The sequence below is a fragment of the Variovorax nitratireducens genome, assembly GCF_051216545.1.
GTDB lineage: Bacteria > Pseudomonadota > Gammaproteobacteria > Burkholderiales > Burkholderiaceae_C > Variovorax.
The window spans coordinates 401,986-418,679 of sequence record NZ_JBPJZO010000004.1 but is presented as its reverse complement, the minus strand read 5'-3'; the positions used below and the strand labels follow the sequence as shown (position 1 = coordinate 418,679).

At 65.8% G+C, this 16,694-nt stretch carries 16 protein-coding genes and 1 tRNA gene; 12 read left to right on the top strand and 5 right to left on the bottom strand.

Annotated elements, in window-relative coordinates:
* The first annotated feature begins 65 nt into the window (after positions 1–65).
* From argA to ACSFA8_RS14070, 12 genes are all read left to right on the top strand, one after another.
* Positions 66–1,412 (top strand): amino-acid N-acetyltransferase, encoded by a 1,347-nt coding sequence (gene argA / locus ACSFA8_RS14125; RefSeq protein WP_435480133.1) that lies wholly within the window; start codon positions 66–68, stop codon positions 1,410–1,412.
* A 22-nt stretch (positions 1,413–1,434) separates the two neighbouring features.
* Positions 1,435–2,070, top strand: a complete 636-nt coding sequence (locus tag ACSFA8_RS14120) for a LysE family translocator (protein WP_435480132.1) — start codon at positions 1,435–1,437, stop codon at positions 2,068–2,070.
* 52 nt (positions 2,071–2,122) lie between these two features.
* Positions 2,123–3,334 carry a succinyldiaminopimelate transaminase gene (gene dapC, locus ACSFA8_RS14115; protein WP_435480131.1) on the top strand — a complete coding sequence of 404 codons (1,212 nt, stop codon included), beginning with the start codon at positions 2,123–2,125 and terminating at the stop codon, positions 3,332–3,334.
* Positions 3,331–4,155 (top strand): 2,3,4,5-tetrahydropyridine-2,6-dicarboxylate N-succinyltransferase, encoded by an 825-nt coding sequence (gene dapD / locus ACSFA8_RS14110; protein WP_435480130.1) that lies wholly within the window; start codon positions 3,331–3,333, stop codon positions 4,153–4,155. Before dapC ends, dapD begins: the two co-directional genes overlap by 4 nt.
* A 36-nt stretch (positions 4,156–4,191) precedes the next feature.
* On the top strand, positions 4,192–5,343 hold the full coding sequence (locus ACSFA8_RS14105) for a PilT/PilU family type 4a pilus ATPase (protein WP_435480129.1): 1,152 nt from the start codon (positions 4,192–4,194) through the stop codon (positions 5,341–5,343).
* 16 nt (positions 5,344–5,359) lie between these two features.
* Positions 5,360–6,535, top strand: coding sequence for a succinyl-diaminopimelate desuccinylase (gene dapE, locus ACSFA8_RS14100; RefSeq protein WP_435480128.1), 1,176 nt, complete (start codon positions 5,360–5,362; stop codon positions 6,533–6,535).
* A complete protein-coding gene (prmB, locus tag ACSFA8_RS14095; protein WP_435480127.1) occupies positions 6,535–7,410 on the top strand; it encodes a 50S ribosomal protein L3 N(5)-glutamine methyltransferase in 876 nt (291 codons plus the stop codon). Before dapE ends, prmB begins: the two co-directional genes overlap by 1 nt.
* A gap of 48 nt (positions 7,411–7,458) precedes the next feature.
* Positions 7,459–9,219, top strand: coding sequence for a peptidase M14 (locus tag ACSFA8_RS14090; RefSeq protein WP_435480126.1), 1,761 nt, complete (start codon positions 7,459–7,461; stop codon positions 9,217–9,219).
* The gene (locus tag ACSFA8_RS14085; RefSeq protein WP_435480125.1) at positions 9,216–11,174 is read left to right on the top strand and encodes an ABC-F family ATP-binding cassette domain-containing protein; all 1,959 of its coding nucleotides are present in this window, start codon (positions 9,216–9,218) and stop codon (positions 11,172–11,174) included. Before ACSFA8_RS14090 ends, ACSFA8_RS14085 begins: the two co-directional genes overlap by 4 nt.
* 19 nt (positions 11,175–11,193) lie before the next feature.
* A complete protein-coding gene (locus ACSFA8_RS14080; protein WP_435480124.1) occupies positions 11,194–11,781 on the top strand; it encodes a hypothetical protein in 588 nt (195 codons plus the stop codon).
* Positions 11,782–12,033: 252 nt separating this feature from the next.
* Complete coding sequence (locus ACSFA8_RS14075) at positions 12,034–12,258, top strand: hypothetical protein (protein ID WP_435480123.1); 225 nt, start codon at positions 12,034–12,036, stop codon at positions 12,256–12,258.
* A gap of 247 nt (positions 12,259–12,505) precedes the next feature.
* Positions 12,506–12,979: a response regulator gene (locus ACSFA8_RS14070; RefSeq protein WP_435480122.1), complete on the top strand. Its 474-nt coding sequence runs from the start codon at positions 12,506–12,508 to the stop codon at positions 12,977–12,979.
* A 120-nt stretch (positions 12,980–13,099) separates the two neighbouring features.
* Here the strand turns inward: ACSFA8_RS14070 and ACSFA8_RS14065 are convergent.
* The 5 genes from ACSFA8_RS14065 to tolB all read right to left on the bottom strand — a co-directional run bounded on the left by ACSFA8_RS14065 (position 13,100) and on the right by tolB (position 16,652).
* Positions 13,100–13,175: transfer RNA gene (locus tag ACSFA8_RS14065), tRNA-Lys, on the bottom strand.
* Between the two features lie 45 nt (positions 13,176–13,220).
* A complete protein-coding gene (locus tag ACSFA8_RS14060) occupies positions 13,221–14,024 on the bottom strand; it encodes a tRNA threonylcarbamoyladenosine dehydratase (RefSeq protein ID WP_435480121.1) in 804 nt (267 codons plus the stop codon).
* A 26-nt stretch (positions 14,025–14,050) separates the two neighbouring features.
* Positions 14,051–14,800: a tol-pal system protein YbgF gene (gene ybgF, locus ACSFA8_RS14055; protein ID WP_435480221.1), complete on the bottom strand. Its 750-nt coding sequence runs from the start codon at positions 14,798–14,800 to the stop codon at positions 14,051–14,053.
* Between the two features lie 2 nt (positions 14,801–14,802).
* The gene (gene pal / locus ACSFA8_RS14050) at positions 14,803–15,315 is read right to left on the bottom strand and encodes a peptidoglycan-associated lipoprotein Pal (protein ID WP_286543885.1); all 513 of its coding nucleotides are present in this window, start codon (positions 15,313–15,315) and stop codon (positions 14,803–14,805) included.
* A gap of 20 nt (positions 15,316–15,335) precedes the next feature.
* On the bottom strand, positions 15,336–16,652 hold the full coding sequence (gene tolB / locus ACSFA8_RS14045) for a Tol-Pal system beta propeller repeat protein TolB (protein WP_435480120.1): 1,317 nt from the start codon (positions 16,650–16,652) through the stop codon (positions 15,336–15,338).
* Positions 16,653–16,694: the final 42 nt, after the last annotated feature.

Here is a 16,694-nt window from a genome sequence, read left to right as displayed (position 1 = left end):
CGTCAGTTCAGGGAAAATCGTCGATTATCTTGCGCCCGGCATACCTGCCCTCCTCACCCCTGCCAATGTCCACCGTCTTCAATTTCACCTTCGTCCCCTGGTTCCGCTCGGTGGCGCCCTACATCCACACGCACCGGGGCAAGACTTTCGTGGTCGGGCTGGCAGGCGAGGCGATCGCCGCCGGCAAGCTGCAGAACATCGCGCAGGATCTGGCGCTGATCCAGTCGATGGGCGTGAAGATCGTGCTGGTGCACGGCTTCCGCCCGCAGGTCAACGAGCAGTTGCGTGCCAAGGGCCACGAGGCGCGCTATTCGCACGGCATGCGCATCACCGACGAAGTGGCGCTCGATTCGGCCCAGGAGGCCGCGGGCCAGCTGCGCTACGAGATTGAAGCAGCGTTCAGCCAGGGCCTGCCCAACACGCCGATGGCCGGCTCCACGGTACGCATCATCTCGGGCAACTTCATCACGGCACGGCCGGTTGGAGTACTCGACGGGGTCGACTTCAAGCATTCGGGGCTGGTGCGCAAGGTCGACAGCGCAGGCATTCGCCGCACGCTCGACTTCGGCGCGATGGTGCTGATTTCGCCGTTCGGCTTCTCCCCCACCGGCGAGGCCTTCAACCTCACGATGGAAGAGGTGGCCACCAGCGTGGCGATCTCGATCCAGGCCGACAAGCTGATCTTCCTGACCGAGATCCCCGGCATTCCGCTCGACACGAGCCTGCCGGTGAGCGAAGACAACCCGATCGACACCGAACTGCCGTTGGCCGCCGCCGAGAAGCTGCTGGCCACGCTGGAACCGGCGCAGCGCCCGACCGACAGTGCGTTCTACCTGCAGCACTGCGTCAAGGCCTGCAAGGGCGGCGTCGAACGCAACCACATCCTGCCGTTCGCGGTCGATGGCGCGCTGCTGCTCGAGGTGTACGTGCACGACGGCATCGGCACCATGGTGATCGACGAAAAGCTCGAGTCGCTGCGCGAAGCGACGGCCGACGACATCGGCGGCATCCTGCAACTGATCGAGCCCTTCGAGCGCGACGGCACGCTGGTCAAGCGCGACCGCACCGAGATCGAGCGCGACGTCGGCCACTACACGGTCATCGAGCACGACGGGGTGATCTTCGGCTGTGCTGCGCTCTATCCCTACCCCGAGGCGCGCACCGCCGAGATGGCGGCCCTGACGGTATCGCCCCATGTGCAGTCTCAGGGCGACGGCGAGCGCATCCTCAAGCGCGTCGAGCAGCGCGCCAAGGGGATGGGCCTCGAGAGCATCTTCGTGCTGACAACGCGCACCATGCACTGGTTCATCAAGCGCGGCTTCGTGCAGGTGGACCCTGAATGGCTGCCCGAGGCGCGCAAGCGCAAGTACAACTGGGATCGCAAGAGCCAGGTTCTCGTCAAGAAACTCTGATCCGCACGAAAGGCCGGCGCCCATGACGTTCACGACCGCCCTCCTGTTCTCGATCGTCGCGCTGTCCGCCATCGCCACGCCCGGGCCGACCGTGCTGCTGGCGCTGAGCAACGGCTCGCGCCACGGCGTGCGCGGCGCACTGCCGGGCATGCTGGGCGCGGCGCTGTCGGATTTCGTGCTGGTGGGCGCGGTGGCGCTCGGCCTGGGCGCATTGCTCGCGGCGTCGGAGTTCTGGTTCTCGATGCTCAAGTGGGCGGGCGCCCTCTACCTTGCGTGGCTCGGCATCCGGATGCTGCGCTCGCGCGGTGGTTTCGATGTGCCTGCGGCGGGCCCGGGCGGCGGTGGACGACGCACCAGCCGGCAGGTCTTTTTCAAGTCCTTCCTCGTCGCAGTGACCAACGCGAAAGGCTACCTGTTCTGCTCGGCACTGTTGCCGCAGTTCATCGATCCGGCAATGGCGCAGACGCCGCAGTACATCGCCATCGCGCTGTTGTTCGCGTCACTGGACGTGGCCGTGATGTGCATCTACGCATTTGTCGGCGCTCGCGCCATGCGCCTGCTCACCGCATCGGCCACTCGCTGGCTCGACCGCACCTGCGGCGCCTTGCTGCTGGCACTGGCTGCATCGCTGGCCTTCTATCGCCGCGGCAACGCCTGAACGGGCGCGCGGGCGCGCTTCGCGCCGCGGGCTGTCCCCGATAATCGCCGGCATGAATCCCCTGCTCGCCAGACTGCAGCCCTACCCGTTCGAGCGGCTCAAGCAGCTTTTTGCAGGCGTCACACCGGACGCCGCGTTCCCGCCCATCAGCCTCGGCATCGGCGAACCCAAACACCCCACGCCGCAGTTCATCAAGGATGCGCTGACCGCAGGCCTCGGTGCGCTGGCCATGTACCCCGCAACGGCAGGCACACCCGCATTGCGCGCCGCCTTCACCGGATGGCTGCAGCGGCGCTATGGACTGGCGCTGGATCCGGTGACCCAGGTGCTGCCGGTCAATGGCTCGCGCGAGGCGCTGTTTGCATTGGCCCAAACGGTGGTGGACGCGAGCGCCAAGCCCGGCCCGGTGGTCGTCTCGCCCAACCCGTTCTATCAAATCTACGAAGGCGCGGCGCTGCTGGCCGGCGCCGAAGTGCACTACGTGCCCAGCCTCGCCGAGCGCAACTTCGCCGTGGACTGGGACAGCGTGCCGGACGAGGTCTGGGCCCGCACCCAGCTCGTGTTCGTCTGCTCCCCCGGCAACCCCACCGGCGCGGTGATGCCGCTGGACGAGTGGCGCAAGCTGTTTGTGCTGTCGGATCGGCACGGCTTCGTGATCGCGGCCGACGAGTGCTACAGCGAGATTTATTTCCGCGACGAACCGCCGCTCGGTGGCCTCGAAGCAGCTGACAAATTGGGGCGCCGCGACTTCAAGAACCTTATTGCCCTGACATCTTTGTCAAAGCGCAGCAACGTGCCGGGGCTGCGCAGCGGCTTCGTGGCGGGGGATGCGGCCATCATCAAGCGCTTCCTGCTCTACCGCACCTATCACGGCAGCGCCATGAGCGGCAGCGTGGCGGCAGCCAGCATCGCGGCCTGGGGCGACGAAGCCCATGTGGTCGAGAACCGCGCGCTGTACCGGGCCAAGTTCGCCGCCGTCACGCCGATGCTCGAAGCCGTGCTGGACGTGGGCCTGCCCGACGCCAGCTTCTACCTCTGGGCCGGCATTCCGGCCGCCTGGAACGGGGACGACGAGGCTTTCGCCCGCGCCCTGTACGCTCAATACAATGTGACGGTTTTGCCCGGGAGCTATCTGGCACGCGAATCGCAAGGTCGCAATCCGGGCCGTGGGCGGATACGCATGGCCCTGGTGGCCGACACCGCCGAGTGCGTCGAGGCCGCCGGGCGCATCGTTCAGTTCATCCAAAGAGATTTTTCTTCATGACCCAACAACTCCAGCAGACCATCGACGCCGCGTGGGAAGACCGCGCCAACCTTTCCGCCACCCAGGCGCCCAAGGAAGTGCTTGAAGCTGTCGAACACGTCATTTCCGAGCTCAACAACGGCCACCTGCGCGTGGCCACGCGCGAGAGCGTCGGCCAGTGGACCGTGCACCAGTGGATCAAGAAGGCCGTGCTGCTGTCGTTCCGCCTGAAGGACAACGAGCAGATGCAGGCCGGCTCGCTCGGCTTCTACGACAAGGTGCCGACCAAGTTCTCGCACCTGTCGGCCGCCGAACTGAAGGAAGCCGGCGTGCGCATCGTGCCGCCCGCCGTGGCGCGCCGCGGCAGCTACATCGCCAAGGGCGCGATCCTGATGCCCAGCTACGTGAACATCGGCGCCTACGTCGGCGAAGGCACCATGGTCGACACCTGGGCGACGGTGGGTTCGTGCGCGCAGATCGGCGCCAATGTGCACCTTTCGGGCGGCGTCGGCATCGGCGGCGTGCTGGAGCCGCTGCAGGCCGGCCCGACCATCATCGAGGACAACTGCTTCATCGGCGCACGCTCCGAAGTGGTCGAAGGCGTGGTCGTCGAAGAGAACTCGGTGCTGTCGATGGGCGTGTTCATCGGCCAGAGCACCCCGATCTACGACCGTGCCACCGACAGCGTGAGCTACGGCCGCGTGCCCGCCGGCTCGGTGGTAGTGAGCGGCAGCCTGCCGAAGCCCGGCGGCAAGTACAACATGTACGCTGCGATCATCGTCAAGAAGGTCGACGCCAAGACGCGTTCGACCACCTCGCTGAACGATCTGCTGCGCGACTGATCTTCTTCTTTTCTACAACCCGCCAGAGGAGTCCCGATGACCGGAACGATGGAGCGAATTCTTCGCCTGATGGCCGAACGCAAAGCGTCGGACATCTACCTCTCGGCGCACTCGCCGGCACTGATCCGCATCAACGGGACCTGCCTGCCGATCAACGCGCAGATCCTGCCGCCCGACGCACCGCTGCACCTGCTGGCGGAGGTGGTGCATGAGAGCCGCATCGCCGAGCTCGAACGCATGGGCGAGCTCAACATGGCCATTGCGCTCGAAGGCGCCGGCAACTACCGGATCAGCGCGATGCGCCAGCGCGGCACCTACGCCGTGGTGGTGCGCCACATTGCATCGGTGATCCCGACCTTTGCCGACCTGAACCTGCCCGAGATCCTGAAGACGCTGATCATGGAAAAGCGCGGGCTGATCCTGATGGTGGGCGCCACGGGTGCGGGCAAGACCACCACGCTGGCCTCGATGCTCGACTACCGCAACGAAAACGCCAGCGGCCACATCCTGACGGTCGAGGAGCCGATCGAGTTCACCTACACCAACAAGAAATCGATGGTGAACCAGCGCGACGTGGGCAGCGACACGCAATCGCTGCAGATTGCGCTGAAGAACGCGTTGCGCCAGGCGCCCGACGTGATCCAGATCGGCGAGATCCGCGACCGCGAGACCATGACGGCCGCCATCGCCTATGCGCAATCGGGCCACCTGTGCGTGGCCACGCTGCATGCCAACAACAGCCATCGTGCGCTGAACCGCATCTTGAGCTTCTACCCCGTCGAGGTGCGCGCCACGCTGCTGGGCGACCTCGGCAGCGCGCTGCGCGCGATCGTGGCGCAGCGGCTGCTGCGCACGCCGACCGGCAACCGGGTGCCCGCACTCGAAGTCCTGCTGAACACGGCGCTCGTGGCCGAGTTCATCGAAAAGGGCGACTTCTCGGCGGTCAAGGAAGCCATGGAGCAGTCGATGGCCGAAGGATCGCAGACCTTCGAGGAAGACATCGCGCGCCTGATCAACGACGACGTGGTCGCGCGGGCCGAAGGCCTGCTGCAGGCCGACTCGCCAACCAACCTGATGTGGCGCCTGCAAAACCGCAACAAGCCCGCGGCGAAAGCGGAAGAGCGCAACCTGATGGACCAGGTCGAAGAGCCGACCTTCACCGACATCACACTGGATGTGAAGTTCTAAGGCCCTCGTTTCTCTCATGTCCCGAACGCTGCATCTCGCCGAACAACTGATCTCGCGCCCCTCTGTCACACCCGACGACGGGGGCTGCCAGCAGATTCTCGGTGAGCGGCTGGCGCGGCTGGGCTTTGCACTGGAGACCATCGAAAGCGGGCCGGCCGATTTCCGGGTCACGAACCTGTGGGCCAAACGGACTGCAGCGACTGCACACAGCGCCACCCGAACAATCGCGTTCGCCGGCCACACGGACGTGGTGCCTACCGGCCCGCTCGCGCAATGGACGAGCCATCCGTTCACGCCCACCCACCGCGGCGGCCTGCTCTACGGCCGCGGTGCCTGCGACATGAAGACCTCGCTAGCCGCCTTCGTCGTGGCCATCGAGGAGTTCCTGGCCGCCACGCCCGACCCGCGCCTGTCGATCGCGCTGCTGCTCACGAGCGACGAAGAGGGCCCGGGCATCGACGGCACGGTCGTGGTCTGCAACACGCTGGCCGCGCGCGGCGACGTGGTCGACTTCTGCATCGTCGGCGAACCGACCTCGGTCGAACGCTGCGGCGACATGATCAAGAACGGCCGCCGCGGCACCATGAGCGGCAAGCTCACGGTGAACGGCGTGCAGGGCCACATCGCCTACCCGCACCTTGCGAAGAACCCGGTCCACGCGTTCGCGCCCGCGTTGGCCGAACTGGTGGCGATCAACGCGGCCGGCGGCTGGGACGCCGGCAATGCGTACTTCCAGCCAACCAGCTGGCAGATCAGCAACTTCCACGCGGGCACCGGCGCCAGCAACGTGATTCCGGGTGCCGCGGTGATCGACTTCAACTTCCGCTTCTCGACTGAGTCGACGCCCGAGTCGCTGCAGCAGCGCGTGCAGGCCGTGCTCGATGCCCATGACCTCGACTGCACGCTCGCCTGGACGGTCGGCGGCCTGCCCTTTCTGACCCCGCCCGGTGAGCTGGTGGCGGCCGTGCAGGCCGCGATCCACGACGAGACCGGCATCACCACCGAACTCTCGACCAGCGGCGGCACCAGCGACGCGCGCTTCATCGCGAAAATCTGCAAGCAGGTGGTCGAACTGGGTCCGGTCAACGCCAGCATCCACAAGATCGACGAGCACATCGCAGTCGATGCGATCGAGCCGCTCAAGAACATCTACCGCCGCACGCTGGAACGACTCGAGCGGTCGTTGGCCTGATGCGCACCGTCATCGATTTGATCGAGGCCGGCGCGAAGCAGCTGGCCGAGGCCGGCGTGGCCTTCGGGCATGGCACCGGCAACGCCTTCGACGAGGCAGCGTGGCTCGTGCTGTGGCAGCTCAGGCTGCCCGTCGATGACCTGGATTCGGTGGCCGAGCGGGCGGTCGCGCCTGCCGATGCCGCGCGGGTCGCCGCACTTCTGGCAGCACGCATCGAAACCCGCAAGCCCGCGGCCTATCTCACCAAGGAGGCTTGGCTACAGGGCGTTCCCTTCTATGTCGACGAGCGCGCGATCGTGCCGCGCAGCTTCATCGCCGAGCTGCTGGTCGATGGCAGCATCGACTACTGGCTCGGCGAGCACACGCAGCAGGTGCTCGATCTCTGCACTGGCAACGGCAGCCTCGCGGTACTGGCGGCGATGACCTACCCGGACGTCCACGTGACGGCGGCCGACATCTCCGCGTCGGCGCTCGAGGTCGCGGCCATCAACGTCACGCGGCATGGGCTCGACGCGCGCATCACGCTGGTCGAATCCGATGGCCTCGCTGCACTGCCGGGCCGGTACGACCTGATCCTGTGCAATCCACCCTACGTCAACGCAGGCAGCATGGCCGCCTTGCCGGCCGAATACCGCGCCGAGCCCGAACTGGCGCTGGCCGGCGGCACCGACGGCATGGACTTCATCCGTACCCTGCTCGCGGCGGCACCTGCAACCATGAGCGAGCGCGCGGTGCTGGTGCTCGAGATCGGCAACGAGCGCGAAAACTTCGAAGCGGCCTTCCCCGATCTCGAAGCGGTCTGGCTCGAAACATCGGCCGGCGACGACCAGGTGCTGCTGCTGACGCGCGAGACGCTGGTGCGGGACTTGCACTAGCAAACTAGCCAGGCGCCCCGCGCGGGCAGTGAACGCTCCTGACGACCCATGCGCCCCCTCCTCGACCTCTCATTGCCGCGCACGCTGGACGCGTGGGTCGACGAGTTGCGGGCGGCGCAAGCGCCCGGCATCGTGGTCGACGGCTGGCTGTTCGAAGGGCTTCCCGCGCGCCGAGCCGCCGAGCAGCGCCTGCGCGCGACCGGCATCGAGGCACGTTTGCACAGCGCCTACAAGCCGCTGGTGCATCACTTTCTGGAACAGATCGACACCGGCGGGCTGGCGCAGGTGACGGTGCACTACCCGGTGCATCCAAATGCATCGCCGCGCCGCTTCGCGCTCGAGGCCTATCCGCTGGTGTCGATGGTTGGCGCGGCCGAGCTGGTGCTGGCGCCGAAACTGGTGGACGACGCGCCGCCCTGCTACCAGGTCGACCTGCGTTGGCACGACGGGCGGCAGCATACCGACACGGTGTTCGCGCCGAACCGCGTGCACACCGACCACCTCGGCGAAACCCTGCTGTCTCCGACCGCGTGGTTGCGCGTGCGCAAAGGCAATGCCGTCGTGGCCGATGGCGCGCGCGAGTCGGACTATGAAGCGCTGTTCCGGCAAGCGATAGCCTTCCTTCAGCAGCATCGCTGGCCCGACACCGAGCCCTACTTCGAGCGGCTTGACATCCGCGTTGACTTTCCAGGCACCGCATTGGCGCCACCACTCGAAGCCGGATGGATCAACAGCCACGAGGCGCTGCACGAAGACCTCTATTTCTCGCTGCTCGAGGTGTTCCAGCGCCGCAGCGGCCGGGCCACAGGCGACCGCCGCCTGCAACCGGGTCAGATCGTGCCGGATGTCCGGCCCAGCGAAGGTGCAGTGCGTCTGCGCATCGCGCTCAGCCCCCATGCAGTGCCAACCCCCTGCGGCCCTGCGCCTGCCGACAACGGGCCATTGGCCCTGGCCGGTGCCCCGCTCTCCCTCGCACGCACGGCGAGCGAACTCGCACGCATTCCCGGCCAGCGCTTCGAAGCCGCGAGCCGACAGGGTCGTGCGGTGAGGGGTGTCTACCATCCCGGCAACGGGCCGGCGCTGCTGATCAGCGGCGCGCAGCACGCGAATGAAACCTCGGGCGTGGTGGGCGCGCTGAGGGCTGCGCAGCAGCTCGCACAGCGGCCCGGCGCCCACTTCGCGCTGATTCCGCTCGAGAACCCCGACGGCTACGCGCTGCACAGCGAGCTGTGTGCCCACGCGCCGCGCCACATGCACCATGCGGCGCGCTACACCGCGCTCGGCGACGATCTCGAGTATCGCGACCAGCCGCCGTACTACGAACGCGAAGCGCGCCACCAGGCGCTGGCGCTCTCTAGCGCGCAACTGCACGTCAACCTGCATGGCTACCCGGCGCACGAGTGGACACGGCCACTGACTGGCTACATTCCGCGCGGATTCGAGCTCTGGACGCTGCCCAAGGGCTTTTTTCTGATCGTCCGGTATCACGCGGGCTGGGAAGCGCGCGCCCGCACATTGGCCGGGCATGTCTGCCGGCAACTGGCACTGCGGCCGACCCTGATGGCCTTCAACGCCGCGCAGCGTGCAAGTTACAATGCCCACGCCGGCGATCTTCCGTTCGAAGTCATCCATGGCACGGCCTGCATGATCACCGAGGTCAACCGTCCGGGCTCTCCCGCCCTGACCTTGATCACCGAGTTTCCTGACGAAACGATCTACGGCGACCCCTTCATTCTTGCCCACGACACCCAGGCCGCGACGGTACTGGCCGCAGTCGAAGCCCTGGGCCTTATTGCGCCGAGTCCATGATCACTCTCAAAAATGTCGTCCTGCGTCGCAGCGCCAAGAAGCTGCTCGACGGCGCAACCGTCACCCTCAACCCCGGTGAAAAAGTCGGCCTGGTCGGGCGCAACGGTGCCGGCAAGTCGACCCTGTTCGCGCTTTTCAACGGCACGCTGCACGAAGACGGCGGCGACTTCTACATCCCGAAGCAGTGGCGCATGGCGCAGGTGGCGCAGGACATGCCCGAAACCGAAGAATCGGCCACCGACTTCGTGGTGGGCGGCGACACCCGGCTGGTCGGACTGCGCACCACGCTCGCCGCCATCGAAGCCGCGTACGAAGCTGATCCCGAGGACGCCGACATCGGCATGGAACTGGCCCATGCCTACACCGACCTGGCCGACGCCGGCGAGCACGACGCGGTGCCACGCGCGCAGGCGCTGATTCTGGGCCTAGGCTTCAAGTCGCACGAGCTCGACGGGCCGGTCAACAGTTTCTCCGGCGGCTGGCGCATGCGCCTCCAACTGGCCCGCGCGCTGATGTGCCCGAGCGACCTCTTGCTGCTCGACGAACCCACCAACCATCTGGACCTGGACGCACTGGTCTGGCTCGAAGCATGGCTGCAGAAGTACGCCGGCACCATGATCGTGATCAGCCATGACCGCGAGTTCCTGGATGCGGTGACCGACGTCACGCTGCACATCGCAAACGCGCAGCTCACGCGCTACGGCGGCAACTACAGCGCCTTCGAAACGCTGCGCGCCGAGCAGATGGCACTGCAGCAAACGGCCTTCACCAAGCAGCAGGACAAGATCGCCCACCTGCAGAAGTTCATCGACCGCTTCAAGGCCAAGGCCAGCAAGGCCAAACAGGCGCAGAGCCGCGTCAAGGCGCTGGAGCGCATGGAAAAGGTCGCGCCGCTGTTGGCCGAGGCCGACTTCACCTTCGAATTCAAGGAGCCCGGCAACATCCCGAATCCGATGCTGTCTATCACCGGCGCGAGCTTCGGCTACCAGGCCGAAGGCGAGGCGCCCAAGACCATCCTGACCGGTGTGAGCCGCTCGGTGCAGGGCGGCCAGCGCATCGGCATCCTGGGCGCGAACGGCCAGGGCAAGTCGACGTTGGTGAAGACCATCGCGCGCGAAATGGGCGCGCTGGCCGGCACCGTGACCGAGGGCAAGGGTCTCAACATTGGCTACTTTGCGCAGCAGGAGCTCGACGTGCTGCGGCCGCAGGACAACCCCCTGGAGCACATGGTGCGCATGGCGCGCGAACTGGGCAGCGCGGTCAAGGAAAGCACCGGCGAGCAGGCGCTGCGCGGCTTCCTGGGCAGCTTCAACTTCAGCGGCGACATGGTCAAGCAACCGGTCGGCACCATGAGCGGCGGCGAGAAGGCGCGGCTGGTGCTGGCGATGATGGTCTGGCAGCGTCCCAACCTGCTGCTGCTCGACGAACCCACCAACCATCTGGATCTGGCAACACGCGAAGCGCTGGCCGTGGCACTCAACGAGTTCGAGGGCACGCTGATGCTGGTGAGCCACGACCGCGCGCTGCTGCGCTCGGTGTGCGACGAATTCTGGCTGGTCGGCCGCGGCGTGGTCACCGATTTCGACGGTGACCTCGACGACTACCAGCGCTACCTGCTGGACGAAGCCAAACGACTGCGCGAAGAAGCGAAGGAAGCCACCCGCTCGGCCGCGGCGGCGGTTGCGGCGGCACCGGCCGCGCCTGCGGCCCGGTCTGATGTGCAGCAACGCGGCGAGCAGCAAAAGCCGCTGAAACGCGAGATCGCGCAGATCGATGCACGCCTTGCAGCGGCCAGCGCCGACAAGGCCTCGCTCGAGGCCCGCCTGGCCGGTTCGCTGGCACCCGCCGAGATGGCCGAGGCCGGCAAGCGGCTCAAGGCGCTGAATTCAGAGATCGCCACGCTGGAAGAGCGCTGGCTGGCACTTTCAGATCAACTCGAAGCGCTCGCCAGCTGAGCCTGCTACGCTGGCGGCCATGCCGTCCGCTATCGAGCTTGCCCAGGGCGATCCGCACCTGATCGCTGCAATCCAGCGCAGTCGGCGCCTGCTCGGGCGCAAGGCGCTGATCGGCGCGGCCGCCAGCGCGATGCCGATCCCCGGTTTGGATTGGGCGGCCGATGCTGCGCTGCTGTCGCGGCTGGTGCCGCAAATCAGCGCCGAGTTCGGCCTCTCGCTGACGCAACTCGACCGGCTCGGTCCTCAGCACCGAGAAGGCGTGCAAAAAGCGGCCGTCGCCGTTAGCGCCCTGCTGGTCGGCAAGCTCGTCACCCGCGAACTGCTGATCACGCTGGCAAAGCATGCCGGCATCCGCCTGACGGCCAAGCAGGCGACCAAATACGTGCCGTTGGCCGGCCAGGCCATCTCGGCCGTGCTGGGCTATGCAGCGCTGCGCACGCTGGGCGAACAGCACATCAAGGACTGCGTGCGCGTTGCCAAGGCGGCGCAGCACCTGCTTCCGGCCCCTCCTGCCGCGGGGGCTGCGCCCGTGCGAAGGCTGCAAGCGCGTGCGCCCGCCGGGCCCTCACGGCTGCGCGACGTGATGCAGAAGCTGTTGCGCCATTGACAAGAAAGTACAATGGTGACGCGTCCTGTGGGGAAGCTTCTGACTTCCTGCCAGGCCGGCTATCGTAAATTCAAGAATATTGGTGTTACCGATAACGCGCTTTCCCGTCAAGTCGAATACCCTCTTGCATGTGGGTTTCGCTAAAAGGGATCACACTGAGAGTGAAAGAGGGCCAGCCGGATCCGGCTGGCACCGTGCAGGGAGGTCAAGAAACAGCGCCGTCGCAGGCGCGTTTCTCCCGAGAGGATAAGGATGAACGAGACAGACCTTGCAGCAGCCATAGAGCGCCTGATGGGACGGGTGGATTACTACCTTCATTGCGAACTGGATGAAGAGTACGAACACGACCGCCCCGATGCCGCTCGCCACCAGCTTGAGGCCGCCCTGCGAGCCGAATTGCTGCGCGCCACTGCGATTGGCCTGGTTTCGACTGTCGCGGCCGAATCTGTTCTGCGCAACGGCAAGCACATGGCCTGATCGGGCCGTTCACGAAAAAGATTCGCAGAGCCGATGGGCATGCGGGCTTTTTTGTTGTTTTGCGGAAAAGTTTTCCGTTGTGCGCCACCTTTGACGCTCTGTTCGCCGCCGCACAGAGCCCCCGGAGCGCCCGCGGTATGGTGTGGTTCCCAGCATTGACCGGGGGAACGCCGATGATGACCGCGCCTGCCAAGGCATTCGCAGCCGACTCACGCAGCATCGCAGCACAGCCTCTGCGCGCGCCAGCATGAGCATCTATGTCGTTGACGATCATCCCATGATGCGCGACGCGATCGCCATGGTGATGCGCCGGCTGCACCCCCACCGGAACGTGGTCGAACTCGGATGCCTGGCCGAACTCGTTCCGAGCGTGGATGTGACGGGATTGCCTGGCCTGATTTTATTGGATCTGAACCTGCCGGACGCCACGGGCTGCTCCGGGGTTCAAAAGGTCAAGCGGCATTTTCCCGGCGTGCCCCTGGCTGTTTATTCGGCATCGCCCGCAGCCGACGTTGCGGACGAATGCATCGATGCCGGCGCCGACATCTACATCGAAAAGACCGCAAGCTCACGCGAACTCTTCGCCGCGCTTCGCAGCTTGCTTCTGGTTTTTGACATCCCGCTCTCGGACCTGCGAGTTGCGCGCGACCAGGGGCGACACCCAATGGGTTCGATCGGGGAGGCGATGGAACCACGTGGCGCCAATCCAGGCGCCTGTTGAGGGGTTCTTACCGAGGAGCGGCGCCTGCAAACCGCTACGCGATCTGGCAACGCAACGGAAAAGCAAAAAAGCCTGCTATCTTTTTTATAGCAGGCTCTCTGGTACTGGCGCAGAGTGTGGTGGTAGGACGTACAAGATTCGAACTTGTGACCAACGGATTAAAAGTCCGCTGCTCTACCAACTGAGCTAACGTCCCACTCTGATTCATCTCGCCAGGCAGCTGGCCCGGCAAAGCCAATGATTATAGCGTGCCGGCCCGTGCAATCTGGTCGAGAACCCAGCCCGCGGCGCATTGTCCGAAGGTGGCGGTGACGCTGACGACCGAGCCGTAGCCATGGCAGTTCAGGCTGCCGTCGCCCTCGTCGACGGCGCAGGTCGCATCGGGCGGTGCCACCGCCTCGCGGCTGAACACGCAAGTCACGCCGATCTTCTTGCCTTCGCGCGACGCGCCATGCAGCTTGCGCAGGCGGTTGCGCATCTGTGCCAGTAACGGGTCGTGCGTCGCGAGCGCGATGTCGTCGATCTCGACCTGGTGCGCGAGCCGCTTGCCACCCGCTGCGCCCACCGTTATGAAGCGGCTGCGGCTGTCGCGCGCCCAAACCGCCATCGCGAGCTTGGCGCGCCCGTCGTCGCATGCGTCGATCACGGCACTCAACGGCCCGTGCGCGTCGACCGCCGCCTGCAGCAATGCAGGCCAGTTGCCGGGCTCGACGAATTCGTCGATGGCAAGCACGCGGCAGTCGGGGTTGATATGGGCAATGCGCGCCGCCATGGCCTCGACTTTGGCCTGGCCGACCGTGTTGTCGAGCGCATGGATCTGGCGATTGATGTTCGACTCGGCGATATGGTCGAGGTCGATCAGCGTCAGCCTCCCCACACCGCTGCGGGCGAGCGCCTCAACGGCCCACGACCCAACCCCGCCGATACCAGCGACAAGCACGTGCGCGTTGCGGATGTTGTTGGCCCCTGGCACGCCGTAGAGGCGCTCCAACCCACCGAAGCGCCGCGCAAGGTCGACTTCTTCGGGGAGCGGGGCGGCAGGCAACGCGAGAGCGTCCAGCGCGACGCCTGCTACTTCAGACGGGAGAGGCGCTCGCGACCCGCCTGAGCCGCTTCGGACTGCGGGTAGGCCTTGACCAGGTCTTCCAGCGTGCGGCGCGCAGCGCGCGTGTCCTTGAGCTCGATTTGGCAGTTCGCGATCGACAGCACGGCCTCGGGCGCCTTTGCGTGATCCGGCGCGAGTGACAGCATGGAACGGAAATTGGCGATCGCCTCGTTGTAGTTGCGCGTCGCGTATTGCGCGTTGCCCAACCAGAACAAGGCCGACGGGTTGTAGCCGCTCTGCGGATAGCGTTTGACGAACTCGGCAAACGCGGTTTGCGCCTGCGCGAACTGGCCGGCCCGAAACACGCCCAGCGCCGCATCGAAGTCGGACTTCTCGCGCGGGTCGGCCGTGAACTCGCGACCATCGACCGCGACCTGTGAGGGCTCGTTCTTCTTCAGCCGGTCGTCCACGCTCGACTGGCGTTGCTGCAGGTCCGACACGGTCTTGGCCAGCTGTTCGTTCTGGCCCGTCATGCGGGCCAGATCCGCTCGCAGTGCTTCGATCTGCGACTGCAGTTCGAGCACCGAGCGCGCGTTCTGTTCGCTGGCCCGCTGCGCAGCGCCTTCCGACTGCACCCGCATGGTCTCGACGCGTTGACGCAGATCGAGGATGGCGCGGCGCGCTTCGTCATCCTCGAACAACGCCGCGTTCGCGCCCATAGAGACACACAGCACAGCGGCGGCACAAGCCGCACGCCGTAGGCTCAGCCTGGCCATCATCAACGGTAGGAAATCTCGGCGCGACGGTTCTGTGCCCACGCCGCTTCACCGCCGCCCTGCACTGCCGGCTTTTCCTTGCCGAAGCTCACCGCTTCGACCTGGCTATCGCCGACGCCGAGCAGCGCGAGTGCGCGACGCACGGCTTCAGATCGCTTCTGGCCGAGCGCCAGGTTGTATTCGCGGCCGCCGCGTTCGTCGGTATGGCCTTCGATCGAAACACGACGTGCGGGATTCGTCTTGAGGAAACGTGCATGCGCGTCTATCAGCGACTGGAACTCGGGCTTGACCGTATAGCTGTCGTAGTCGAAATACACGATGCGTGCGACGCCCACCGGGCCTTGCGCATTCAGCGCGCTCTGGTCGATGGTGACCGGTGCCACACCGCTTTGCGCGCCCTGGCCCATGCCGCCGGCGCGTCCGTCGGTGACCGGCGTGTCGTTGAGTTTGGTGCCCGAAGAGCAACCGGCAATCAGCGCCACGATGGCGAGCGAATAAATCGTACGTTTCAACATTCTCGAACTCCTCAAGTTAATCATTGCTTTTGAAACGGACCCCAGTCCGGTTCCCGTATGTCGCCTGCCTGCCCCGCCAGCCGTGCCTTGATTTTTCCATCGAGCGTGGTCGTCATCAGCGCTTCCCTGCCTTGCAGCTGGGTGGCGTAGACGATCAGCTTGCTGTTCGGTGCAAAACTCGGATTTTCATCGGCGCTGGTGTCGGTGATGGCCGTCACGTTGCCGGTGGCCAACTCCATCACGTGGAGTTTGAAGGCTCCGCCCACCCGCGAGATGTAGGCCAACCACCGGCCATCTCCGCTGATTGAAGGCGAAATGTTGTAGGTTCCACTGAAGGTAACCCGCGTCGGGTTGCCGCCGCTGGCGCCCATCTTGTAGATCTGCGGGGCACCACCGCGGTCGCTGACAAAGTAGATGGTGCCGCCATCGGCCGAAAACACCGGCTCGGTGTCGATGCTGTTGCTCTGCGTCAGCCGCCGAGGCTCGCCGCCTGCAGCAGGGATCGTGTAGAGCTGCGAACCACCGTCGCGGCTCAGCGTCACTGCCAGCGAGTTGCCATCGGGCGCCCACGCAGGCGCGCTGTTGGAGCCGCGGAAGTTGGCCAGCAGCCGGCGCTGTCCGTTGGCCACGTTGTGAACGTAGACCACGGGCTTGCGCGACTCGAACGACACATAGGCCAGTTGCGATCCATTGGACGACCACACCGGAGAGATGATGGGCTCCGGACTCGCCAGCGCAGCCTGCGCGTTCTCGCCGTCAGCATCCGCGACCCAGAGGGAATAGCGGCTGCCGGCCTTGGTCACATAGGCAATGCGGGTCGAGAAGATGCCCTTTTCACCGGTCAGCTTTTCGTAGACGAAGTCGGCGATGCGGTGCGATGCCAAGCGCAGGTCGCCCTGCGGCACGGTGTAGCTCTGGCCGCCCAGATCCTGGCCACGCACCACGTCCCACAGCCGGAACAGCACCGTGTAGCGGCCGTCGGCAAGGCGCGTGACGCTGCCTGCCACCACCGAATCGGCAGTGCGCTGGCGCCAGAGCGTGAGATCGGGGCGCGAGGTTTCGTCGAGCGCCTGGCCCGATGCATCGACGCCGCGGAACTGGCCGCTGCGTTCGAGGTCGGCCTGCACGATGGCGGAAATCTTTTGGGGCGACGCGTCCTGACCCTTGAACGGGACGAGCGCGATCGGCAACTGCGTGAGCCCCACGCCCGACACCTCGACCCGGAACTGGGCCAGTGCAGGGATCACGGGGGAGGCAGCGAGTGCCGCGACAAGGCCGCGGCGAGAAAAAAACGATGAAGAAGGAGTTGGGATAGAAACGGGCAACGGCTTGTTCATGCAGATCGGAGATGTTTCCGGGAAGAAAGTTTCTGGCCCGGG